Annotated in this window: 14 protein-coding genes; 4 read left to right on the top strand and 10 right to left on the bottom strand. The window is 72.0% G+C overall.

The window, feature by feature from the left end:
* Positions 1 to 12: 12 nt before the first annotated feature.
* From DAE25_RS09340 to DAE25_RS09300, 9 genes are all read right to left on the bottom strand, one after another.
* A complete protein-coding gene (locus tag DAE25_RS09340; protein ID WP_267895251.1) occupies positions 13 to 798 on the bottom strand; it encodes a protein-L-isoaspartate O-methyltransferase family protein in 786 nt (261 codons plus the stop codon).
* A gap of 83 nt (positions 799 to 881) precedes the next feature.
* Positions 882 to 1,646 (bottom strand): DUF1295 domain-containing protein, encoded by a 765-nt coding sequence (locus tag DAE25_RS09335; RefSeq protein ID WP_107765952.1) that lies wholly within the window; start codon positions 1,644 to 1,646, stop codon positions 882 to 884.
* Complete coding sequence (locus tag DAE25_RS09330; RefSeq protein WP_107765951.1) at positions 1,640 to 2,950, bottom strand: SAM-dependent methyltransferase; 1,311 nt, start codon at positions 2,948 to 2,950, stop codon at positions 1,640 to 1,642. The genes DAE25_RS09335 and DAE25_RS09330 overlap by 7 nt, the downstream gene beginning before the upstream one ends.
* Positions 2,950 to 4,329 (bottom strand): class I SAM-dependent methyltransferase, encoded by a 1,380-nt coding sequence (locus tag DAE25_RS09325; protein WP_107765950.1) that lies wholly within the window; start codon positions 4,327 to 4,329, stop codon positions 2,950 to 2,952. The genes DAE25_RS09330 and DAE25_RS09325 overlap by 1 nt, the downstream gene beginning before the upstream one ends.
* On the bottom strand, positions 4,326 to 6,353 hold the full coding sequence (locus DAE25_RS09320) for an FAD-dependent oxidoreductase (protein ID WP_107765949.1): 2,028 nt from the start codon (positions 6,351 to 6,353) through the stop codon (positions 4,326 to 4,328). Before DAE25_RS09320 ends, DAE25_RS09325 begins: the two co-directional genes overlap by 4 nt.
* The gene (locus DAE25_RS09315; protein WP_107765948.1) at positions 6,350 to 7,054 is read right to left on the bottom strand and encodes an anti-sigma factor; all 705 of its coding nucleotides are present in this window, start codon (positions 7,052 to 7,054) and stop codon (positions 6,350 to 6,352) included. The genes DAE25_RS09320 and DAE25_RS09315 overlap by 4 nt, the downstream gene beginning before the upstream one ends.
* Positions 7,051 to 7,674, bottom strand: a complete 624-nt coding sequence (gene sigK / locus DAE25_RS09310) for an ECF RNA polymerase sigma factor SigK (RefSeq protein WP_107765947.1) — start codon at positions 7,672 to 7,674, stop codon at positions 7,051 to 7,053. Before sigK ends, DAE25_RS09315 begins: the two co-directional genes overlap by 4 nt.
* 37 nt (positions 7,675 to 7,711) lie before the next feature.
* Complete coding sequence (locus DAE25_RS09305; RefSeq protein ID WP_107765946.1) at positions 7,712 to 8,380, bottom strand: fasciclin domain-containing protein; 669 nt, start codon at positions 8,378 to 8,380, stop codon at positions 7,712 to 7,714.
* A gap of 233 nt (positions 8,381 to 8,613) precedes the next feature.
* The gene (locus DAE25_RS09300; protein WP_234410953.1) at positions 8,614 to 10,191 is read right to left on the bottom strand and encodes a molybdopterin-dependent oxidoreductase; all 1,578 of its coding nucleotides are present in this window, start codon (positions 10,189 to 10,191) and stop codon (positions 8,614 to 8,616) included.
* Between the two features lie 54 nt (positions 10,192 to 10,245).
* On the opposite strand from DAE25_RS09300, the gene DAE25_RS09295 reads away from it, so the two are divergent.
* From DAE25_RS09295 to DAE25_RS09280, 4 genes are all read left to right on the top strand, one after another.
* On the top strand, positions 10,246 to 10,992 hold the full coding sequence (locus tag DAE25_RS09295) for an enoyl-CoA hydratase-related protein (protein WP_325050367.1): 747 nt from the start codon (positions 10,246 to 10,248) through the stop codon (positions 10,990 to 10,992).
* A 108-nt stretch (positions 10,993 to 11,100) separates the two neighbouring features.
* On the top strand, positions 11,101 to 13,293 hold the full coding sequence (locus tag DAE25_RS09290) for a HelD family protein (RefSeq protein WP_107765944.1): 2,193 nt from the start codon (positions 11,101 to 11,103) through the stop codon (positions 13,291 to 13,293).
* 44 nt (positions 13,294 to 13,337) lie between these two features.
* Complete coding sequence (locus DAE25_RS09285) at positions 13,338 to 15,239, top strand: anthranilate synthase family protein (protein ID WP_107765943.1); 1,902 nt, start codon at positions 13,338 to 13,340, stop codon at positions 15,237 to 15,239.
* Between the two features lie 27 nt (positions 15,240 to 15,266).
* Positions 15,267 to 17,150, top strand: coding sequence for a sulfatase-like hydrolase/transferase (locus DAE25_RS09280; RefSeq protein WP_159083654.1), 1,884 nt, complete (start codon positions 15,267 to 15,269; stop codon positions 17,148 to 17,150).
* A 73-nt stretch (positions 17,151 to 17,223) separates the two neighbouring features.
* Here DAE25_RS09280 and DAE25_RS09275 read toward each other — a convergent pair.
* Positions 17,224 to 17,780, bottom strand: a 557-nt coding sequence (locus tag DAE25_RS09275; RefSeq protein WP_107765941.1) for an IS30 family transposase, incomplete at its 5' end; no start/stop codon positions are given.

The raw sequence follows: 17,780 nt of genomic DNA, 5'->3' as shown, positions 1-17,780 counted from the left end.
CGTCGTACGCAGTCAGCGCAGCGGCACGAACCGGTAGGCGCCGTGCTCGCTCACCACCGGTCCGGGCATCTCGACGAGCGTCATCCAGCCGGCCACCGGGATCACCATCCGACCGGCGGGGCCGAGCTGCTCCACCAGCTGCTTGGGCAGCGAGCGGGGCTCGGCCGAGACCAGGATCCGGTCGTACGGCGCGTGGTCCGGGTCCCCGAGCACCCCCGGGGCCGACTGCTCGATCCGCGCCCACGGCTGGTGGGTGGACGCCAGGTTGGCGGTCCCGAAGGTGACCAGCTCCGGCTCCAGCTCGACCCCGATCACCTCGCCGGTCGGGCCGACCAGGTGGGCGAGCAGGGCCGTGGTCCACCCCGATCCGGACCCGACGTCGAGCACGCGTTGGCCCGGTCGCACCTCGAGCAGGCGCAGCATGGCGTCGACGGTGCGGGGTTGGGAGTTGGTCTGGTGCGCGGCGATCCGCAGCGGGCCGTCGAACGCCGCGCGTCGTCGTACGGACGCCGGCAGGAAACCCGCCCGCGGGCAGGCGTCGAAGGCAGCCTCGACGGCGTCCATGTCACTGAGTCTGGCCCTGATGGCACGAGACGGCCACCCCTCGGGGGAAGGGGTGGCCGCCTCGGCTTTTTTGGGGGGAGGAGAAAGGTCTCTCGGGCATGCCTGGTTCCACCGAGGGGTGGAGGCCAGGCGTCGGCGAAGTTCTACCCGATCGGCGGTGGGCCTCCGGGCAGGTTGACCAGATCTTGCCGATCCGTGCCGCGGGCGCCGCCGCCGACTGGCGGCGGGCGACATCCGGATCCGCGGGTCGAGCTGTTGTTCGCCGCCAGTCTCTGCGGGGACCGGTCCATCGATCAGCCGCGGGGCGGCTCCATCGATCAGCCGCGAGGCGGCAGCGGCACGAACATCGACGTCCGCGCGGCGTACTCGGGGTAGCCGGGCCGCTTCATCATGGTGCGCTCGAGCAGCCGGGCCCCGGTGGCGAAGGCGAGGAAGTAGGTCATCGCGATCGGCGCGACGACGGTGAGGAGCCCCGGCAGCCAGCCGGTCGCGAGGGCGCCGGCCAGCCAGATGCCCCACCAGACGCACGCGTCGCCGAAGTAGTTGGGGTGGCGCGTGTAGCGCCACAGGCCGCGGTCCATGACCGGCGGCTTGGTGTCCTTGGGCAGTGCCTTGTACGCCGCCAGCTGCGCGTCGCCGACCGACTCGAAGACCAGCCCGACCAGCCACACGACCGCGCCGAGGGCCACGAGCCACGCCCAGCGGACGTCGTACGCACCGGCGACCATGATCGGCAGCGAGATCACGAACGCGGCGAACCCCTGGACGAGGAACACCTTGCGGACGGCGAGCGAGAAGCCGCCGTCACCGAGGAGCTCCGCGTAGCGCGGGTCCTCGCCGTGGCCGCGCGAGCGCTTGAAGATGTGCCACGCCAACCGGCCGCCCCAGACGGTGACGAGGCCGGCGAGCAGCCACGAGTGCCAGTCGGGGGACCAGATCGCGACGGCGATCGCGACGCCCACGAACATGAGCCCCCAAGCGACGTCCACGACCGCGACCCGACCGACCCTGAGGCTGACGACCATCGTGACCCCCATCACCACTGCGATGGTCGTCAGCCCGATCAGGGTCGCTGTCACCATGTGCGTACGGGTGACAACGTGTGTGCGGCGCCGGGGCGGACGGCGAGGATCTGGTCCACGCCCATCCGGCCGTCGCGGAAGGCCATGGCACCGCCGACGAGGTAGAGCCGCCAGACGCGCACGACCTCCTCGCCCACCAGCTCGGTGAGCCGCGGCAGGTTGGCCTCGAAGCGCTCGATCCACCCGGCGACGGTGAGCACGTAGTGCTCGCGCATCGCGTGCACGTCGCGGACCTCGAGCCCACCGGCCTCGATCATGCCGACCGTCTCGCCGACCGGGCGCATGTGCATGTCGGGGGCGATGAAGGACTCGATGAACGGCCCGCCGCCGGGGTGCTTGCCGCCGTTGCGGCCCTGGCGCGACATCTGCTGGACGAGCACCCGCCCGCCCGGCCGGACCGACCGGTGCAGCACCGAGACGTACGTCGGGTAGTTGGCCTGCCCGACGTGCTCGCCCATCTCGAGGGAGCCGACGGCGTCGAAGTGGTCGCGCTCGGGCACCTCGCGGTAGTCCTGGAGGCGGATCTCGACCCGGTCCTGCAGGCCACGCTCGGCGATCCGGGCGTCGATGAACTTCTTCTGCTCGGCGGCGATCGTCACGCCGGTCACCTGCGCCCCGAAGTGCTCGGCGGCGTGCAGCGACAGCGATCCCCAGCCGCAACCGACGTCGAGCATGCGCATGCCCGGCTCGAGGCCGAGCTTGGTGCAGACGAGGTCGAGCTTGGCGCGCTGCGCCTCCTCGAGCGGGGTGTCCGGGGTGGCGTGGTAGCCGCAGCTGTAGGCCATCTGCGGCTCGAGGATCAACGAGTAGAACTCGTTGGAGAGGTCGTAGTGGTGGCTGATCGCCGACCGGTCGCGGCCCAGCGTGTGCAGCCGGCCCTTGATCCGGGCCTGGGAGGCAGGCGGCGCCGGCGGGCGGCTCAGCACGCCGAGCCCAGAGGCGGTGCGCAGCGCGTCGACGAGCGCGCGGGGCGAGAGGCGCGGGCCGGACAGGCCGCGCTCGGCGCCCACGGCGAAGGCGTGGGTGAGGGCGGAGTCGAGGTCCCAGCCGTCCTGCTCGGGGACGTCGAGCTCGCCGGTGACGTAGGCCTGCGCGGCCCCGAGCTCACCCGGGTGCCACAGCAGTCGTCGCAGCGCGTCGGGCGAGCGGAGCACCACCAGCGGGGCGTCCTCGGGGCCGGCGACGGATCCGTCCCAGACCTGGAGGCGCACCGGCAGGTCGCCGGCGAGGAAGGGGCGCGCGGCCTCGGCGAGGCGCTGCGCGATCCCGGTCGTCGTCTGCGTGGGGGTGGCCGTCGTGGTCATCAGGCCTCCCGACCGAAGGTCAGCTGCTGGACGTCGATGTAGCCGCTGGCGAAGCCGGCGCGGGAGTAGGCGAGGTAGAAGTGCCAGATCCGCATGAAGAGGTCGTCGAAGCCCAGGTCGAGCACGTCCTCGCGCCGGGCGAGGAACGTCTCGTCCCACCGGCGCAGCGTCTCGGCGTAGTGGCTGCCCATCGAGAGCCGGCCGGTGAGGCGCAGCCCGGTCTCGTCGCGGGTGATCTGGTCGATGACCTCGGTGCTCGGCAGGAAGCCGCCGGGGAAGATGTACTTGTTGATCCACGTCTGCGTCCCGCGGGTGGCCAGCATGCGGTCGTGGGGCATGGTGATGGCCTGGATGGCCACCCGGCCGCCCGGTGCCAGCACCCGGTCGATGGTCTGGAAGTAGGTCCCCCAGAACTCGTGCCCGACCGCCTCGATCATCTCGACAGAGACCACGGCGTCGTACGTCGCACCGTCCTCGCCGAGGGCGCGGTAGTCGAGCAGCTCGATCCGCACCCGGTCGGCGAAGCCGGCCTCGGCGACGCGCTGCTCGGCGAGCTCGAGCTGCTCCACCGACAGGGTGATCGAGTGGACGGTCGCGCCCCGGCGGGCCGCGCGGATGGCCAGCTCGCCCCAGCCGGTGCCGATCTCGAGGACCCGGGAGCCGTCGGTGACGCCGGCCTCATCGAGGAGGCGCTCGATCTTGCGGCCCTGCGCCTCGGCGAAGTCGGCCGTGTGGTGTCGGGGGTCGCCGACCTCGGCGCCCTCCGGCGGGGCAGCGACCAGGAATTGGTCGGTGTCGGCGTCGGTGTCGCGCGTCTCCACCAGCGAGGTGTCGAAGAGTGCCGACGAGTAGCTGAGCGTCTCGTCGAGGAAGAGGGAGAAGAGGTCGTTGGACAGGTCGTAGTGGTGCGAGATGTTGGCCTGGCTGTTGTCCTCGGTGCCCACCTGGTGGCTCGGCGTGCGGTGGGTGACCAGCGCGCGCAGCTTCTGCAGGGAGCCGGGGACCAGCGTGGCGATGCGGGCCGCGGGCACGGTGAGGAAACCGGCGACGTCGTCGGCGTCCCAGGCGCCGGTCAGGTAGGACTCACCGAAACCGATGAGGCCGTCGCGGCCGAGCCGGGCGTAGAACTCGTCGGGCCGGTGCACCCGCATGACCGGGCCGCCCTGGCCGAAGGTCAGCCCGGTGGGCTCCTCGACCACGGTGACCGCGAGGCGGCGTACGGCGGCACGGAAGAGCTTGCGGGCGACCGCGGCCGACACGGCGGTGCGGGGCCCCGAGCGCAGCGGCTCGAGGTCGGGGAGACGGTCGGCGACGGCGCGGGCCTGCTCGGCGTCGGTGGGCCTGGATGTCCCGGTGGCGGGCGAGTTGTCGAGCGTCATCGGACACCTTCCTGGTGGTGGGTCGGACGGGGGCGGACGGGCAGGCGGCGGGCCCACAGCCAGATGCCGTGGGCGCGGATGAGCGCGCTGCCGCGCAAGGCCGCACCGAGGGTGCGGCGGATCGGGACGTCGGAGCGGGTGCCGGTGAGCGAGGCGCTGAAGGCCGCGGCCGTGGAGGTCCCGCTGTCGTCGTGGTCGCGCAGGGTGACGGCGATGTGCAGCCGGTCGGTCGGCACCGGCACGGCGACGTCGTACCAGCCGTCGACGCCGTGGAAGGGCGAGACGTACATCGCCTTGTCGGTGCGTGCCCGACCCTGCTCGTCGGGGTGGACGAGGTAGGCGTGCCGGTCGCCGTAGGTGTTGTGCACCTCGACCACGACGGCCGCCTGGGCGCCCGTCTGGTCGAAGCACCAGAACACGCTGATCGGGTTGAAGCAGTGGCCCAGCGACCGGGGGTGGGCGGCCATCAGGATCCGACCGGAGCCGGCTCCGGGACCGAGCGAGACGCCGTTGTCGGCGAGGAACGACTCGACGTTGCCGCGCAGCGTCCCACCCGCGTCACCGAGGTGGTCGCGCGCCTCGAAGCGGGCGAGCATGCCGTGGTCGGGCAGGTCGTCGAGGTCGACGACCCAGAAGGTCGAGCGGTGCTCGAAGCTGCGCGTGAACGGCGTACGACGCGTGTGCCGGATCGTGGTCTCGAAGCGGCCCGGCCGCACGGGTGCGGCCTGTGCGGGGCGCACCCACGGCAGCCCGAGCCGGGTGGCCGCGGCCAGCCCGGAGCGCGCGCCGTCCTCGTGGAAGCCCCAGCCGTGGTAGGCCCCGGCGAAGGCGATCCGGTCGGTGTCGATCTCCGGCAGCCGCCCCTGGGCGGCGACGGACTCGGGGGTGTAGAGCGGGTGCTCGTACTCCATCCGGTCGATCACGGTGGCCGGGTCGACGAGGTGCTCGCCGCCGAGGGTGACGAGGTAGTGCGTGTCGGTGGGCAGCCGCTGCAGGCGGGTGAGGTCGTAGGTCACGGTCACCGCACCGGTCTCGTCGACCGGGCGCTGGAAGTTCCACGACGAGCGCGCGGCCCTCGCACCCGGCAGCAGGGAGGTGTCGGTGTGCAGCAGGGCGGTGTTGGGCGAGTAGGGGATCGCGCCGAGGACCTCGCGCTGGAGCGCGGTGGGGGACTCGAGCATGCTCAGCGCCTGCGACGGGTGCGTGGCGATCACGACGGCGTCGTACGACGAGGTGACGCCGTTGCCGTCCGTCACGTCGACGCCGTGGGTCGTCTCGACCACGGAGGTGACCTTGGTGCCGAGCCGGATCTCCGGGAGCTGCTCGGCGACCGCCGCGACGTAGGTGCCCGAGCCACCGGTGACGGTGCGCCACTCGGGCGAGCCGAAGATGCCGAGCATGCCGTGGTGCTCGAGGAACGTGAACAGGTAGCGGGCCGGGTAGTCGAGGGACGTCGCCGGGTCGCAGGACCAGACGGCCGCCACCAAGGGCTCCATGAAGTGGCGCACGAAGTGGGCGCTGAAGCCGCCCTCGTCGAGGAAGGCGCGCAGGGTCTGGTCGCGGGCGACGTCGTAGGTGTCTCCGGCCGTCGACGAGGCGGTCAGCACGGCCTTCGCACGGCGGTGGAAGCGCGGGATCTCGGCCAGCATCCGCCAGTGCGTGGGGGAGGTGACGGCCGCGCGCGTCGGGAAGAGGCCGCGGGCGCCGAGCGCCCCGGCGTACTCGACCCCGGTGCCCTGGTCGGAGACCGAGAGCGACATCTCCGACGGCTGGGTCGCGATGTCGAGCTCGGCGAAGAGCCGCAGCAGCGTCGGGTAGGTGCGCCGGTTGTGGACGATGAAGCCGGTGTCGATGCGCAGGTCGCCGCCGGGCGTCGGCACCACGTGGGTGTCCGCGTGCCCGCCGAGGCGGTCGTCCGCCTCGAACAGGGTGACGTGCGCGGTCCGGGACGCGACGTAGGCCGCCGTCAGCCCGGCGACGCCGGAGCCGACGACGGCGATGCGTCGCGGAGCGGTGGAGCTCATACGGCCTGCGAGAAGTCGAAGAGCGCGATCGGCTCCGTCGTCGGCTGGTCGGACCCGCCCTCGGGCTCGACGGTGATCCCCACGGCCGTGGCCGTGGTGGCGTCACCCTCCAGCACCATCTGGGTGTCCTCGCCCGGCGGCATCAGGCCGGCGGGGACCATCTCGCCGTCCACCTGGAGCCAGAGCTCGAAGACCTTGCCGGAGGGGGCGGGAGCCATGTCGTCGGTCGTGATGACGGCCTTGCCCAGGGACTCCGAGCGGGTCACCGTGGCGCTGCCGGAGTCACCGAGGTCGACGGCGACCGAGCGGGCGTCGCCGGCCTCGAGGACCTGCTCGGCCGCAGTCAGCGAGGAGTCCTGCGAGGGGGCCCAGGGCTGCCAGAGGGCCGCACCGACACCGAGGATCGCCACCACCGCAGCGGCGACGAGGAGTGGAAACCACCGGCGCTGCACCACCGGCGTCCGGTGGACGATGGGCGGCAGGGGGCGGACCTGGGCGATGCCGGCCAGCACCGACTCGCGCAGGGCGGGCGGCGGGGTGACCGCGGTGGTCTCGGAGAGGAGTCCGGCGGCCTCGCGGAGCGAGGCGACCTCCAGGCGGCAGTCCTCGCACTCGGCGAGGTGCTGCTCGAAGCGTGCCCGCTCGATGTCGTCGACCGCGTCCAGCGCGTAGGCGCCGGTCAGGTGGTGGATGTCGCTCATGACCCAACTCCCATCGCATCGCGCAGCCGGATGAGTCCATCCCGGATGCGGGTCTTGGCCGTGCCGACCGGTACGTCGAGCATGGTGGCCACTTCTGTGTGTGTGTACCCGCCGAAGAAGGCGAGCTCGACCGCTTCGCGTTGCACGGCGGTCAGGGTGGCGACGGCACCGCGCACCCGCTGGGCCTCCAGGGAGGCGTGGGCGCTCTCGGCCGTCTGGTCGTGCTCGACCTGCTGGGTCTCACGGTGGTAGACCGCGTCCCGCTGGGTCGCGGCCTCCGCCGAACGGACCCGGTCCACGGCCTTGCGGTGGACGATCGTCAGGAGCCAGCCCAGGGCACTGCCGCGGGTGGGCTCGTAACGGCTGCTGCTGCGCCAGGCGTCGAGGTAGGCCTCCTGGACGACCTCTTCGGCCTGCGCCGGGTTGCGTACGACGCGGAGTGCGAGCCCGTAGGCACGCGACGAGGTCGCGTCGTACACCTGCGCGAATGCTGCCTCGTCCCCGCGGCTGCTGCGCTGGAGGAGCTCGGCGAGCTCGGCGGCGCTGGTGTCAGCGGGGACGGCCCCCGACGGGGCGCCCGGTGAGGGCGCCCCGTCAGGTACGGCTCTGATGTGGTCCACGTGAGTGATCCTTGCCTAGCCGTCGTTTATCCGACAATCACATCTGGGGCATCATGACGGTGTCGATGACGTACACCGTCGCGTTGGCGGTCTGGATGCCACCACAGATGATCTTGGCCTGCTCCTCGGCGTCGGCGGTGAACATCTCGCCCTCGCCCTCGACGACGAGCTCGTCGCCGTTCAGGGTCTCGAACGTGCCGGCCAGGTTGTCCTGGGTCAGGGTCTCGCCCACGACGTGGTGGGTCAGGATCGCCGTCAGCTGCTCCTTGTCGGCGAGGACCGCATCGAGGGTCTTCTTCGGGAGCTTGGCGAACGCGTCGTCGGTCGGCGCGAAGACCGTGATGTTCTCGGCCGAGTTGAGGGTGTCGACCAGGCCGGCCTCGCCGACAGCGGTGACCAGCGTCTTGAGGAGCGGGTTGGCGGACGCGGCGGTGGCGACCGGCTCGGTGGCCATGCCGTCGAAGGAGCCGGCACCGTCCGCGGGGATGGCGGCGCAGCCCTCGCCGAAGGTGCCGTCAGCGGCACCCATGGCGTCGGAGGACTCCTCCTCCATGGGGGTCTCCTCCTCGGACATGGTCTCCGAGGGGCTGCTGGTGGTCTCGTCGGAGGCGGTGTCGGCCTCGTCAGAACCACCGCAGGCGGCCATGCCGAGGGACATCGTCAGGGCGAGGGCGGCGAGACCGGACTTGCGAGCAATGCGGTTCATGAGGGAACTGCCTTTCGTGAGGGTGACTCCGGGGCTGTGAGCCGCCCCGGCAGGGTTTCCGGGAGTGGTTCGGCACCGTGGTCGGGCCGGATTGGTCCTGATTGCGGAATCAACGAAGAAATTGGGTATGTCCTGAAATCAGTGCTGGGACCTGGGCTCCCCTGAGGCCCAGGTCCCAGACGAGACCGCGGAGTACGACGCCGGCGCGCAGGCGCGGCGTCGTCGCGCCGGTGTCAGCCGACGTTGACCGCGATCTCCTGGATGCCGCTCGAGCCCTCCGGGAAGGGCCGTGCGCGGACGGCTGTCTGGACGTCCCCGTCCTTGTTGGTGGCGCGGCTGGCGATGAAGTGCTGGCCGGGCTCGGCGTCCCACTCGTAGAACCACTGGCGCCAGTAGTCGTCACCGGCGTCGGGACCGAGCTCGGCGGGCTGCCACGGACCGCCGTCGATGCGGACCTCGACGCCCTTGATGCCGGAGCCCTGGGCCCAGGCGACGCCGCCGATGAAGGTCTTGCCCGTGTCGCCGTTGGAGAGCGGCTCGGGGGTGTCGATGCGGCTGGAGAGCTTGATGGGCGCGTCGATGGCCCAGTCGCGCTCGGTCCAGTAGGCCTCCTGGTCGTCGTACGTCGTGAGCGTCATCTTCACCATCCACTTGCAGGCGCTGACGAAACCGTAGAGACCGGGGACGACCATCCGCACCGGGAAGCCGCGCTCGCGGGACAGGGCCTCGCCGTTCATGCCGATCGCGAGGAGCGCGTCGCGCCCGTCGAGGGCCACCTTGAGCGGCACCGAGATGGTCATCCCGTCGACGTCGGTGCACAGGATCTGGTCGGCGCCGGTCGAGTCGATGCCGGCCTGGTCGAGGACGTCCTGGAGGGGTACGCCGAGCCAGCGGCCGGCGCCCACGTAGGGTCCGCCGACGTCGTTGGAGACGCAGGTGAGGGTGATGTCGCGCTCGACGAGGCGCATCTTGCTCAGGTCGTCGAAGGACAGCTCGACCTCCTGGTCGACGTCGCCGTCGATGGTCAGCGACCACGAGTCGACGTCGATCACGGGCACGGTGAGCGCGGTGTCGACGCGGTAGAAGTCGGCGTCGGGCGTGCGGAAGGCCGAGATGCCCGGGATGCGCTCCTCGAGGCCGGTGGGCAGGGCGGGGGCCTTGTCGGCGGCGGCGGGCAGGGCGATGTCGGTGCCGCGCAGGCGGATCTCGCTCACCCAGCGGCCGGCACCGGCGATGGCGGCCGCGGCCAGGGCGGCGCCACCGGTGGCGATCAGGACCGTACGCCGCGACGCGGACGTCGTCGTCGGCTCGCCGTGGTCGCCGGCGTGGTCACCCTCGGTCCGCGCGGCCATGGCGTCGGACGGGCCGACCTCGGGCGCGGGTGCCGGGTCCGCGTACCGGTACAGGCCGGCCAGCGTGAGGGCGCCGACGAGGGCGGCCACCGCGCTCGGGACCAGGTCGAGGACCCCGGCGGTGGGCCGCAGGAGGGCGAGGACCCCCGCGATCGCGGCGAGGCCGACGATCATGGTGATGCCGAGGGTGAGCCGACGTGCGGCCACGATCCCGGCGATGCCGGCCAGGATGAGCACGACGACGAGCACCGAGCCGATCAGGATCGGCTTGTCGGCGGTGCCGAACGTGCGGATCGCCCACTCCTTGACCGGGGTCGGGGTGAGGTCGATGACCGTGGACCCCGTGGCCAGCACCGGGGAGGCGGCCGGCACGGTGAGGGCGGCCACGAGGTGGGCGGCGGCCATCCCCACGAGGGTCGCGAGGATGCCGTACAGGGCGTGGAGCAGTCGGATGAGCACGATCGGTGTTCGGTGCGGGGGCCCCCTTGGATGGGTTGCGGCAGGATGGCGGCCATGACCGAGCTAGTCCACTACGCCGTCACCGACGCCGTCGCGACCCTCACCCTCGACTCGCCCCACAACCGCAACGCCCTCAGCCGGCAGCTCGTGACCGAGCTGTTCGCGCACCTCGAGCGCGCAGGGGCCGACGACGAGGTCAGGGTCGTCCTGGTCGAGAGCTCGGGCAAGGTCTTCTGCTCGGGCGCCGACCTGGGCGAGGCCACCACCGAGGGGATGGAGGTGGGCGCCCGCCGGATCGTCGACCTCCAGCGCCTCGTCGTGACGCTGGACAAGCCGGTGGTGACCAAGAACCTCGGCGCGGTCCGGGCTGGCGGCATCGGCATCATCGCCGCCGCCGACATCGCGATCAGCGCCGACGAGGCGACCTTCGCGCTCACCGAGGTCAAGCTCGGGCTGGCCGCCGCGATCATCAGCCTCACCGTCCACCACCGGATGAATCCGCGCGCCGCGGCCCTCACCACGCTCGGCGGTGAGGTCTTCACCGGCGCCGAGGCGGCGGCGTACGGGCTGGTGACGCAGAGCGTCCCTGCGGCCGACCTCGACGCGCGCGTCGCGGAGGTCTGCGCGAGCCTGGCGACCGGTGCCGCGCAGGGGCTGCGTGAGTCCAAGCGGATCCTCAACGCCGACCTCGTCCGCCGCATCGACGAGCGCGGGGCCGAGATGGCCGCCCTCAGTGCGCGGCTCTTCGCCAGCGACGAGGCCCGCGAGGCGATGACGGCGTTCCTCAGCCGGGGGAAGTGACGTCCCTCGTCACTTCTTCGTCTCGGGCACCGGGCTAGTAGTCTTGAAGGTCTGTCGTCCCCCGGACGGCAGGTGGGGACGGACGCACGTGCACAGGGGGAAGCCGGAGTGAGCGAAGATCTCGAGGGACGTGAGATCGCCACCGAGCAGGAGTACGTCGACCGCGTCTACGTCCAGCTCGAGGCGAGCGCCCGCAGCGCCCAGCAGCTGGCCGCCGAGGGGCACGGACGCGGCAGGCTGGGGCACGAGGGCGGGCTCGTCGAGCGCGACGCGATGGTCTTCCAGGCCGCCAAGCGGATCGCCCAGCTCGACGCCGCCCACGAGGGGCTGGTCTTCGGCCGGCTCGACCTCGACGCCTCCATCGACACGGTGCCCCGCTACATCGGGCGCATCGGCCTGCGCGACGCCGAGCGCGACACCCTGCTGATCGACTGGCGCGCCCCCGCGGCCGCCGTGTTCTACCAGGCCACCGCCGCCGAGCCGCAGGGCGTGATCCGCCGCCGGGTGCTCCGGGCGGACCACCGCACGGTCGTCGGGGTCGAGGACGAGCTCCTCGACGCCGAGGCGCTCGAGTCATCGGAGGTCGACCTGCCGATCATCGGCGAGGGCGCGCTGATGGCCCAGCTCAGCCGGGCCCGCGACCGGAGCATGCACTCCATCGTCGCCACCATCCAGGCCGAGCAGGACAAGGCGATCCGCGCCCCCGGCAAGGGCGTCGTGTCGATATCCGGCGGCCCCGGCACCGGCAAGACGGTCGTCGCGCTGCACCGCGCGGCGTACCTCCTCTACTCCGACCGCCGTCGCTACGAGACCGGCGGGGTGCTCGTCGTCGGCCCCAGCGGCGTGTTCATGCGCTACATCGAGCGGGTGCTGCCCAGCCTCGGCGAGACGGCCGTGGCGCTGCGCAGCCTCGGCGAGGTCGTCGACGGCGTCCGCGCGACCCGCCACGACGAGCCGGCGGTCGCCGACGTCAAGGGCGCCGCCCGGATGGCCGAGCTGATGCGCCGCGTCGCGCGCCAGCAGGCTCCCGGCAGCCCGACGGACTTCAGCGTGTTCTGGCGCGACGACCGGATCGTGCTGGACCGGGGCGTCCTGGGACGCGTCCGCCGCACCCTCATGTCGCAGGGCCGTCGCAACCGGCAGCTGCCGCGCGTCGCCCACGCCCTCCTCGACGCCATGTGGCGCCAGGTGCGCGGCGAGCGCGGTCGCGAGCGGGGCCGGGAGGCCTTCAACGACGACATGCTGTCCAACCCGGCGTTCGTCGAGTTCGCCGCCTCGTGGTGGCCGCCGCTCGACGCACCCACCGTGCTCGGCTGGCTGGCCGACCCCGAGGTGCTGGCCCGGGTCGGCGAGAACGTCGTGACGGCCGAGGAGCAGCGCCTGCTCAGCAAGTCGTGGACCGGGGGCGGGCTCTCGGTCGAGGACGTCGCACTGCTCGACGAGCTGCGCTACCTGCTCGGCGACGTGCCGCTGCGCACCGACGCCGACCACGACCGCGACGACACGGTCACCGCCACCGAGGGCGGGGTCGACCTCCAGGAGCTCACCACCGCCTCCGAGCGCGAGTACGCCCCCACCGGCCGGGCCTGGGCCCCGCCGACCCACCGCATCGAGGACGACGGCTTCGCGCACGTGCTCATCGACGAGGCGCAGGACCTCACCCCGATGCAGTGGCGGATGGTCGGCCGCCGTGGCCGCACCGCCAGCTGGACCATCGTCGGCGACCCGGCGCAGTCCTCGTGGCCGGTGCCCGCCGAGAGCGCCGAGGCCCGCGCCGAGGCCCTCCAGGGCAAGCAGCAGCACGAGTTCCACCTCTCGACCAACTACCGCAACTCGGCGGAGATCTACGAGTTCGCTGCGGCGTACGCCGGTCGTGTCGGCCTCGACGCCGACCTGCCCGACGCCGTACGCCGCACCGGCGAGGCGCCGCGCGAGCTGCCCGACACCCCCGACCTCGAGGCCGCCACCCGCGCGGCCGTCACCGAGATCGCCGCCAGCGTCGCGGGCACCGTCGGTGTCGTCGTGCCGGTGGCCCGGCGCTCGGAGGTCAACGCCTGGCTGGCCTCGTGGCCCGAGCTGGCCGACGACGCCCGCGGCGCCCGCGCCGCCGTGGACTCGTCGGTGGCGCCCAGCGGCGAGGACCGGGTGGTCGTGCTCACCGGGCTCGACACCAAGGGGCTGGAGTTCGACGGCATCGTGGTCGTGCGCCCGCAGGAGATCGAGGACGAGTCGGCGACCGGCCGCGCGACGCTGTACGTCGTGCTCACCCGCGCCACCCAGCTCCTCACGACGGTCGGCTGAGACACCCCGGATCCACGCGGACCCCGGACCGTAGGGTTTCGGCCATGACCGACGCCCCCGCCGTACGCGCCCTCCTGGACGACATCCAGGGGCACGAGGCGTGGGCGGTGATCCGACGCAAGGCCGAGCGGACCGCCGGGCTGGTGGCCGGGCGGCGTACGGAGGTCGAGTCCATCCTCGACATCCCCCTCGAGACCGGCGTCCCCGAGCACGGCAAGGTCGCCGACCGGCTGGTCGCCGTCCCGTTCCGGCAGGTCCGCGAGCGCGGCTTCGACGTCATCGACGACGGCACCCCGCTGGTGGTCGTCGACATCGACGTCGAGCACGAGGTGACCGTCGGCGACCTGCTCGCGGCACTGCCGGCGCTGGAGATCGAGATCGCCGACCGCGGTGGCTTCGAGACGTCCGACGACGACTACGCGACAGTCGTCGAGTCGATCATCCGCGACGAGATCGGCCAGGGCGAGGGCGCCAACCTCGTCATCGGCCGGCACTACCGCGCGGTGGTCGCCGACTGGAGCGCCGAGCGGGCGCTCAGCGTCTTCCGCCGCCTGCTCGAGCGCGAGCGCGGGGCGTACTGGACGTTCTGCTTCTTCACCGGTGACCGCTTCCTCATCGGCGCCTCCCCGGAGCGGCACGTCAGCGTCCGCGACCAGGACGTCCGGATGAACCCGATCTCCGGCACCTTCCGCGTCGGCGGCGACCTCGAGACCCTCAAACCGCGCCTCCTCGACTTCCTCGCCGACGAGAAGGAGGTCTTCGAGCTCTTCATGGTGGTCGACGAGGAGCTCAAGATGATGTGCGACATCTGCCACGAGGGCGGGCAGGTGTTGGGACCGTTCCTCAAGCCGATGACCCACCTCGTGCACACCGAGTACCTCCTCGCCGGCCGCAGCGAGCGCGACCCGCGCGAGATCCTGCGGGACACGATGTACGCCGCCACGGTCACCGGCGCGCCCGTCGAGAACGCCTGCCGACTGATCGCCGAGTACGAGTCCGAGGGACGCGGCTACTACGCCGCCGCGCTCGCGCTCTTCGGCCGCGACGCCGCGGGCCACCACACCATGGACAGCCCGATCCTCATCCGCACCGCCGACGTCGCCCCCGACGGCCGCCTCAAGGTCACGGCCGGCGCCACCCTCGTGCGCGACTCCGACGCGGCGTACGAGGTGGCGGAGACGCATGCCAAGGCCGCCGGCATCCTCGGCGTCTTCGGCCTCGTCCCGCAGGCGACGGCGCCCGCGGAGGAGATCGCCGCGCTGACCCGCGACGAGGACGTCCTGCTCGCGCTCGGCACCCGCAACCAACGGCTCAGCCGCTTCTGGCTCACCGACCAGGAGGGCGCGCCGCCGGACCCGTCGCTGGCCGGCCAGACGGCGGTGATCCTGCACGGCGAGGACGACTTCGTGAACATGCTGCGCCACGTGCTCGGCGTCTTCGGGATGACGTCGACCGTGGTGCGCCACGAGGACTACGCGACCGGGGCCTTCGACGGCGCGGACCTCGTCGTCATCGGGCCCGGACCCGGCGACCCCCGCGACGGCGACCATCCCAAGATCGCGGCGTTCCGGCGCGCCGTCGACGACGTGCTGGCCTCGGGCGAGTCCTTCCTCGCGGTGTGCCTGGGCCACCAGACCCTGTGCGACCGGCTCGGCATCCCGCTGGACTTCAAGGACATCGTCTTCCAGGGCACGCAGTCGCCGATCCAGCTGGCCGGGCGCACCGAGCGGGTCGGCTTCTACAACACCTTCGTGGGGCGGGTGCAGGACGGCGACGCGCTGCCGGAGGGCGTCACGGTCGAGCGCGACGAGGCGACCGGCGACGTGCACCAGGTCACCGGGCCGCACTTCCGCGGCATCCAGTTCCACGCGGAGTCGATCCTCACCGAGAACGGCTACGACCTCATCCACGAGCTCGTGCGCGACCTCCTCGCCGATAGTCGATAACTCTGGTAGACATTGCATCTCTCGGGCGTGGCAGGCAACCGATCCACCCCCGCACGCGTCACCATCAGTGACCATCAACGGACGGGGGAGTCCAAGTTGTTCGTACGACGTCGCCTTGCTGCGGCCGTGAGCCTGGCCGCGGTCGCGGCACTGACCGCCGGTGGGGCCGCCAGCGGCATCACCGGTGCCATCAACAGGGGCGCGGCACCGGCGCCGCGGCTGTCCGTGCCGGCCGTGCAGGGCGCCGACCTGGCGACCGCCGACCGGGTCACCGCCCAGCGGAGCACTGCGCAGGCGGGATCGGCCCAACGTGGCTCCGCCCAGCGGGGCTCGGCCCAGCGGGGGTCGGCCCAGCGGGCCGACCGGCCCAACATCGTGATGGTCCTGATGGACGACTTCTCGATGGACCTGGTGCAGACGATGCGCTCGATGAGGCAGATGAAGCGCGCCGGGGCGTCGTACTCGCACGCCTTCGTCGTCGACTCGCTGTGCTGCGTCTCGCGCTCGAGCCTCTTCACCGGGCAGTACCCCCACCAGACCGGCGTCCGCACCAACACCTCCGGTGCGCGTGACGCGATGCCGCTGGGCGGCTACGCCGCGTTCGCGGGCTACGGCAACCGGGAGCGGGCCTTCAACGTCACCCTGCAGGGCTCGGGCTACACGACCGGCTTCGTCGGCAAGTACCTCAACGAGTACGAGTACGTGAAGGGCCGCACCCTCCCGCCCGCGCCGCCGGGCTGGTCGCAGTTCAACGTCGTCTTCGGCTCGGCGTACGACGGGTGGGACTTCGACAGCACCTACGTCCGGCAGGGCCGGTTGCGCACCCGGCACCACGCCGCGCCGCCGCTCTCGGCCCCGCAGAAGGAGCGCGACAAGGCCTACGCCGGCAGCGTCATCGACCGCTACGCCACGAAGTTCATCAAGGCCCACCGTGACGGCGACGCGCCGTACTTCCTCGAGGTGGCGCCGTACGCCCCGCACAACCGCACCCAGCCGCAGCCCTACTACCCGGGCGATCCCGTCTTCCCGCCGGCGTTCCGCGACCGTCCGGCGGCCGGGCGCAAGGGCAACTGCGGGCCGGTGGCCTGCACCTCGTTGACCACCCGCGACCTGCCCGGCTTCGGCGACGACCGCCGCGACAACCGGCCGCGCAAGGCCAACGGCAAGCGCGCCCGGGCGTGGAACACCCGGGCCAACCCGTTCCGCCCGGCGCAGCACGTCGCCGACCTGCGCAACCGCGCGATGATGGCGCAGTCGGTGGACCGCACCGTGCGCAAGATCCTGCGTCTCGTCGACGACAACACCTACGTCGTGCTCACCTCGGACAACGGCTTCCACCTCGGGCAGAACGGCCTCGGCCGCGGCAAGGGGACGGCCTACGACACCGACGTGCACGTCCCGCTGTACGTCGTGGGGCCGGGTGTCGTGCCCGGCAAGCGGGCCGAGCTGACGTCCAACATCGACCTCGGGTCGACCTTCGAGGACCTCGCCGGCGTCACGTCGCCGGCGTACCGCTCGGGCCAGTCGCTGGTGCCGACCTTCGGTGACCCCGCCCTGGTGCGGCGCAACCACGTGTTCTTCGAGCACACCGCCCAGGCGCTGACGAAGCTCGACCCCGACTCGGCGCTCAACGGCGACGAGCTCGACCGGATCCCGTCGTACGTCGCCGTCCGCAGCCGCACCGGGCTGCTGATCCGCTACGACATGGACACCGACGTGCGCCGCAACGCGTGGGCCTACGAGTTCTACAGCTACAAGAACCGGGTCTGGGAGAAGAGGAACGCCTTCGCCCAGCCGCGCCACGCCCCCGAGGTGCAGGCGCTGATGGCCAAGCTCGCGCAGTGGGACCAGTGCGCCGGTGCCACCGGGGGCCAGGGCGTGCCGCCGGGGTGTCGCTCGCTGACCCAGTGATTGTGCGGGCGAGTGTCTTTTCGGGGTAGTCCGTGACGAACGGACCCCTGGTCGGCGGGCGGAATCTAGGCAGTCACGCAACACCGTCTTCGTGTGTGTCTTTGGACAGTAGTTGGTCCAGGACTTCGGCCGGGGTCTGGAAGCCGTGGCGTTTGCGTGGTCGGGCGTTGAGCTCGGCGGCGATGTTGTCGAGCAGTCCGGGTCCGTAGAAGCCCAGGTCGGTGCCCTTGGGCAGGTACTGGCGCAGCAGTCCGTTGGTGTTCTCGTTCGACCCCCGCTGCCAGGGTGAGTGGGGGTCACAGAAGTAGATGTCCAGGCCCGTGGCGTCGGCGATCTGGACGTGGTTGGCCATCTCTTTGCCCTGGTCCCAGGTCAACGACAACCGCAGCTGATTGGGCAGGGTCGCCATCTTGGCCACCAGCGCTTCCTGGACGGCGAGGGCGCCGTGGTTCTCGGGCAGGTGCAGCAACATCACGAACCCGGTGGTGCGTTCGACCAAGGTGCCGACCGCGGATCCCGACTCCGTGGACCCGAGGATCAGGTCGCCCTCCCAGTGTCCGGGAACGGCGCGGTCCTCGACCTCGGGTGGACGCTCGCTGATCATCACCATGTGGGGGATCCGGCCGCGTC

The sequence above is a fragment of the Nocardioides terrigena genome, from assembly GCF_003047265.1.
Taxonomy (GTDB): domain Bacteria; phylum Actinomycetota; class Actinomycetes; order Propionibacteriales; family Nocardioidaceae; genus Nocardioides; species Nocardioides terrigena.
This window is presented reverse-complemented; position numbering and strand designations above follow the sequence as displayed.

Bases quoted from the DNA above. Each gene is read 5' to 3' on its own strand.
- DAE25_RS09305 (WP_107765946.1), bottom strand. From the start codon at position 8,380: ATGAACCGCATTGCTCGCAAGTCCGGTCTCGCCGCCCTCGCCCTGACG.
- DAE25_RS09335 (WP_107765952.1), bottom strand. From the start codon at position 1,646: ATGGTGACAGCGACCCTGATCGGGCTGACGACCATCGCAGTGGTGATG.
- DAE25_RS09330 (WP_107765951.1), bottom strand. From the start codon at position 2,950: ATGACCACGACGGCCACCCCCACGCAGACGACGACCGGGATCGCGCAG.
- DAE25_RS09295 (WP_325050367.1), top strand. From the start codon at position 10,246: ATGACCGAGCTAGTCCACTACGCCGTCACCGACGCCGTCGCGACCCTC.
- DAE25_RS09325 (WP_107765950.1), bottom strand. From the start codon at position 4,329: ATGACGCTCGACAACTCGCCCGCCACCGGGACATCCAGGCCCACCGAC.
- DAE25_RS09340 (WP_267895251.1), bottom strand. From the start codon at position 798: ATGTCGCCCGCCGCCAGTCGGCGGCGGCGCCCGCGGCACGGATCGGCA.
- DAE25_RS09320 (WP_107765949.1), bottom strand. From the start codon at position 6,353: ATGAGCTCCACCGCTCCGCGACGCATCGCCGTCGTCGGCTCCGGCGTC.
- DAE25_RS09315 (WP_107765948.1), bottom strand. From the start codon at position 7,054: ATGAGCGACATCCACCACCTGACCGGCGCCTACGCGCTGGACGCGGTC.
- DAE25_RS09285 (WP_107765943.1), top strand. From the start codon at position 13,338: ATGACCGACGCCCCCGCCGTACGCGCCCTCCTGGACGACATCCAGGGG.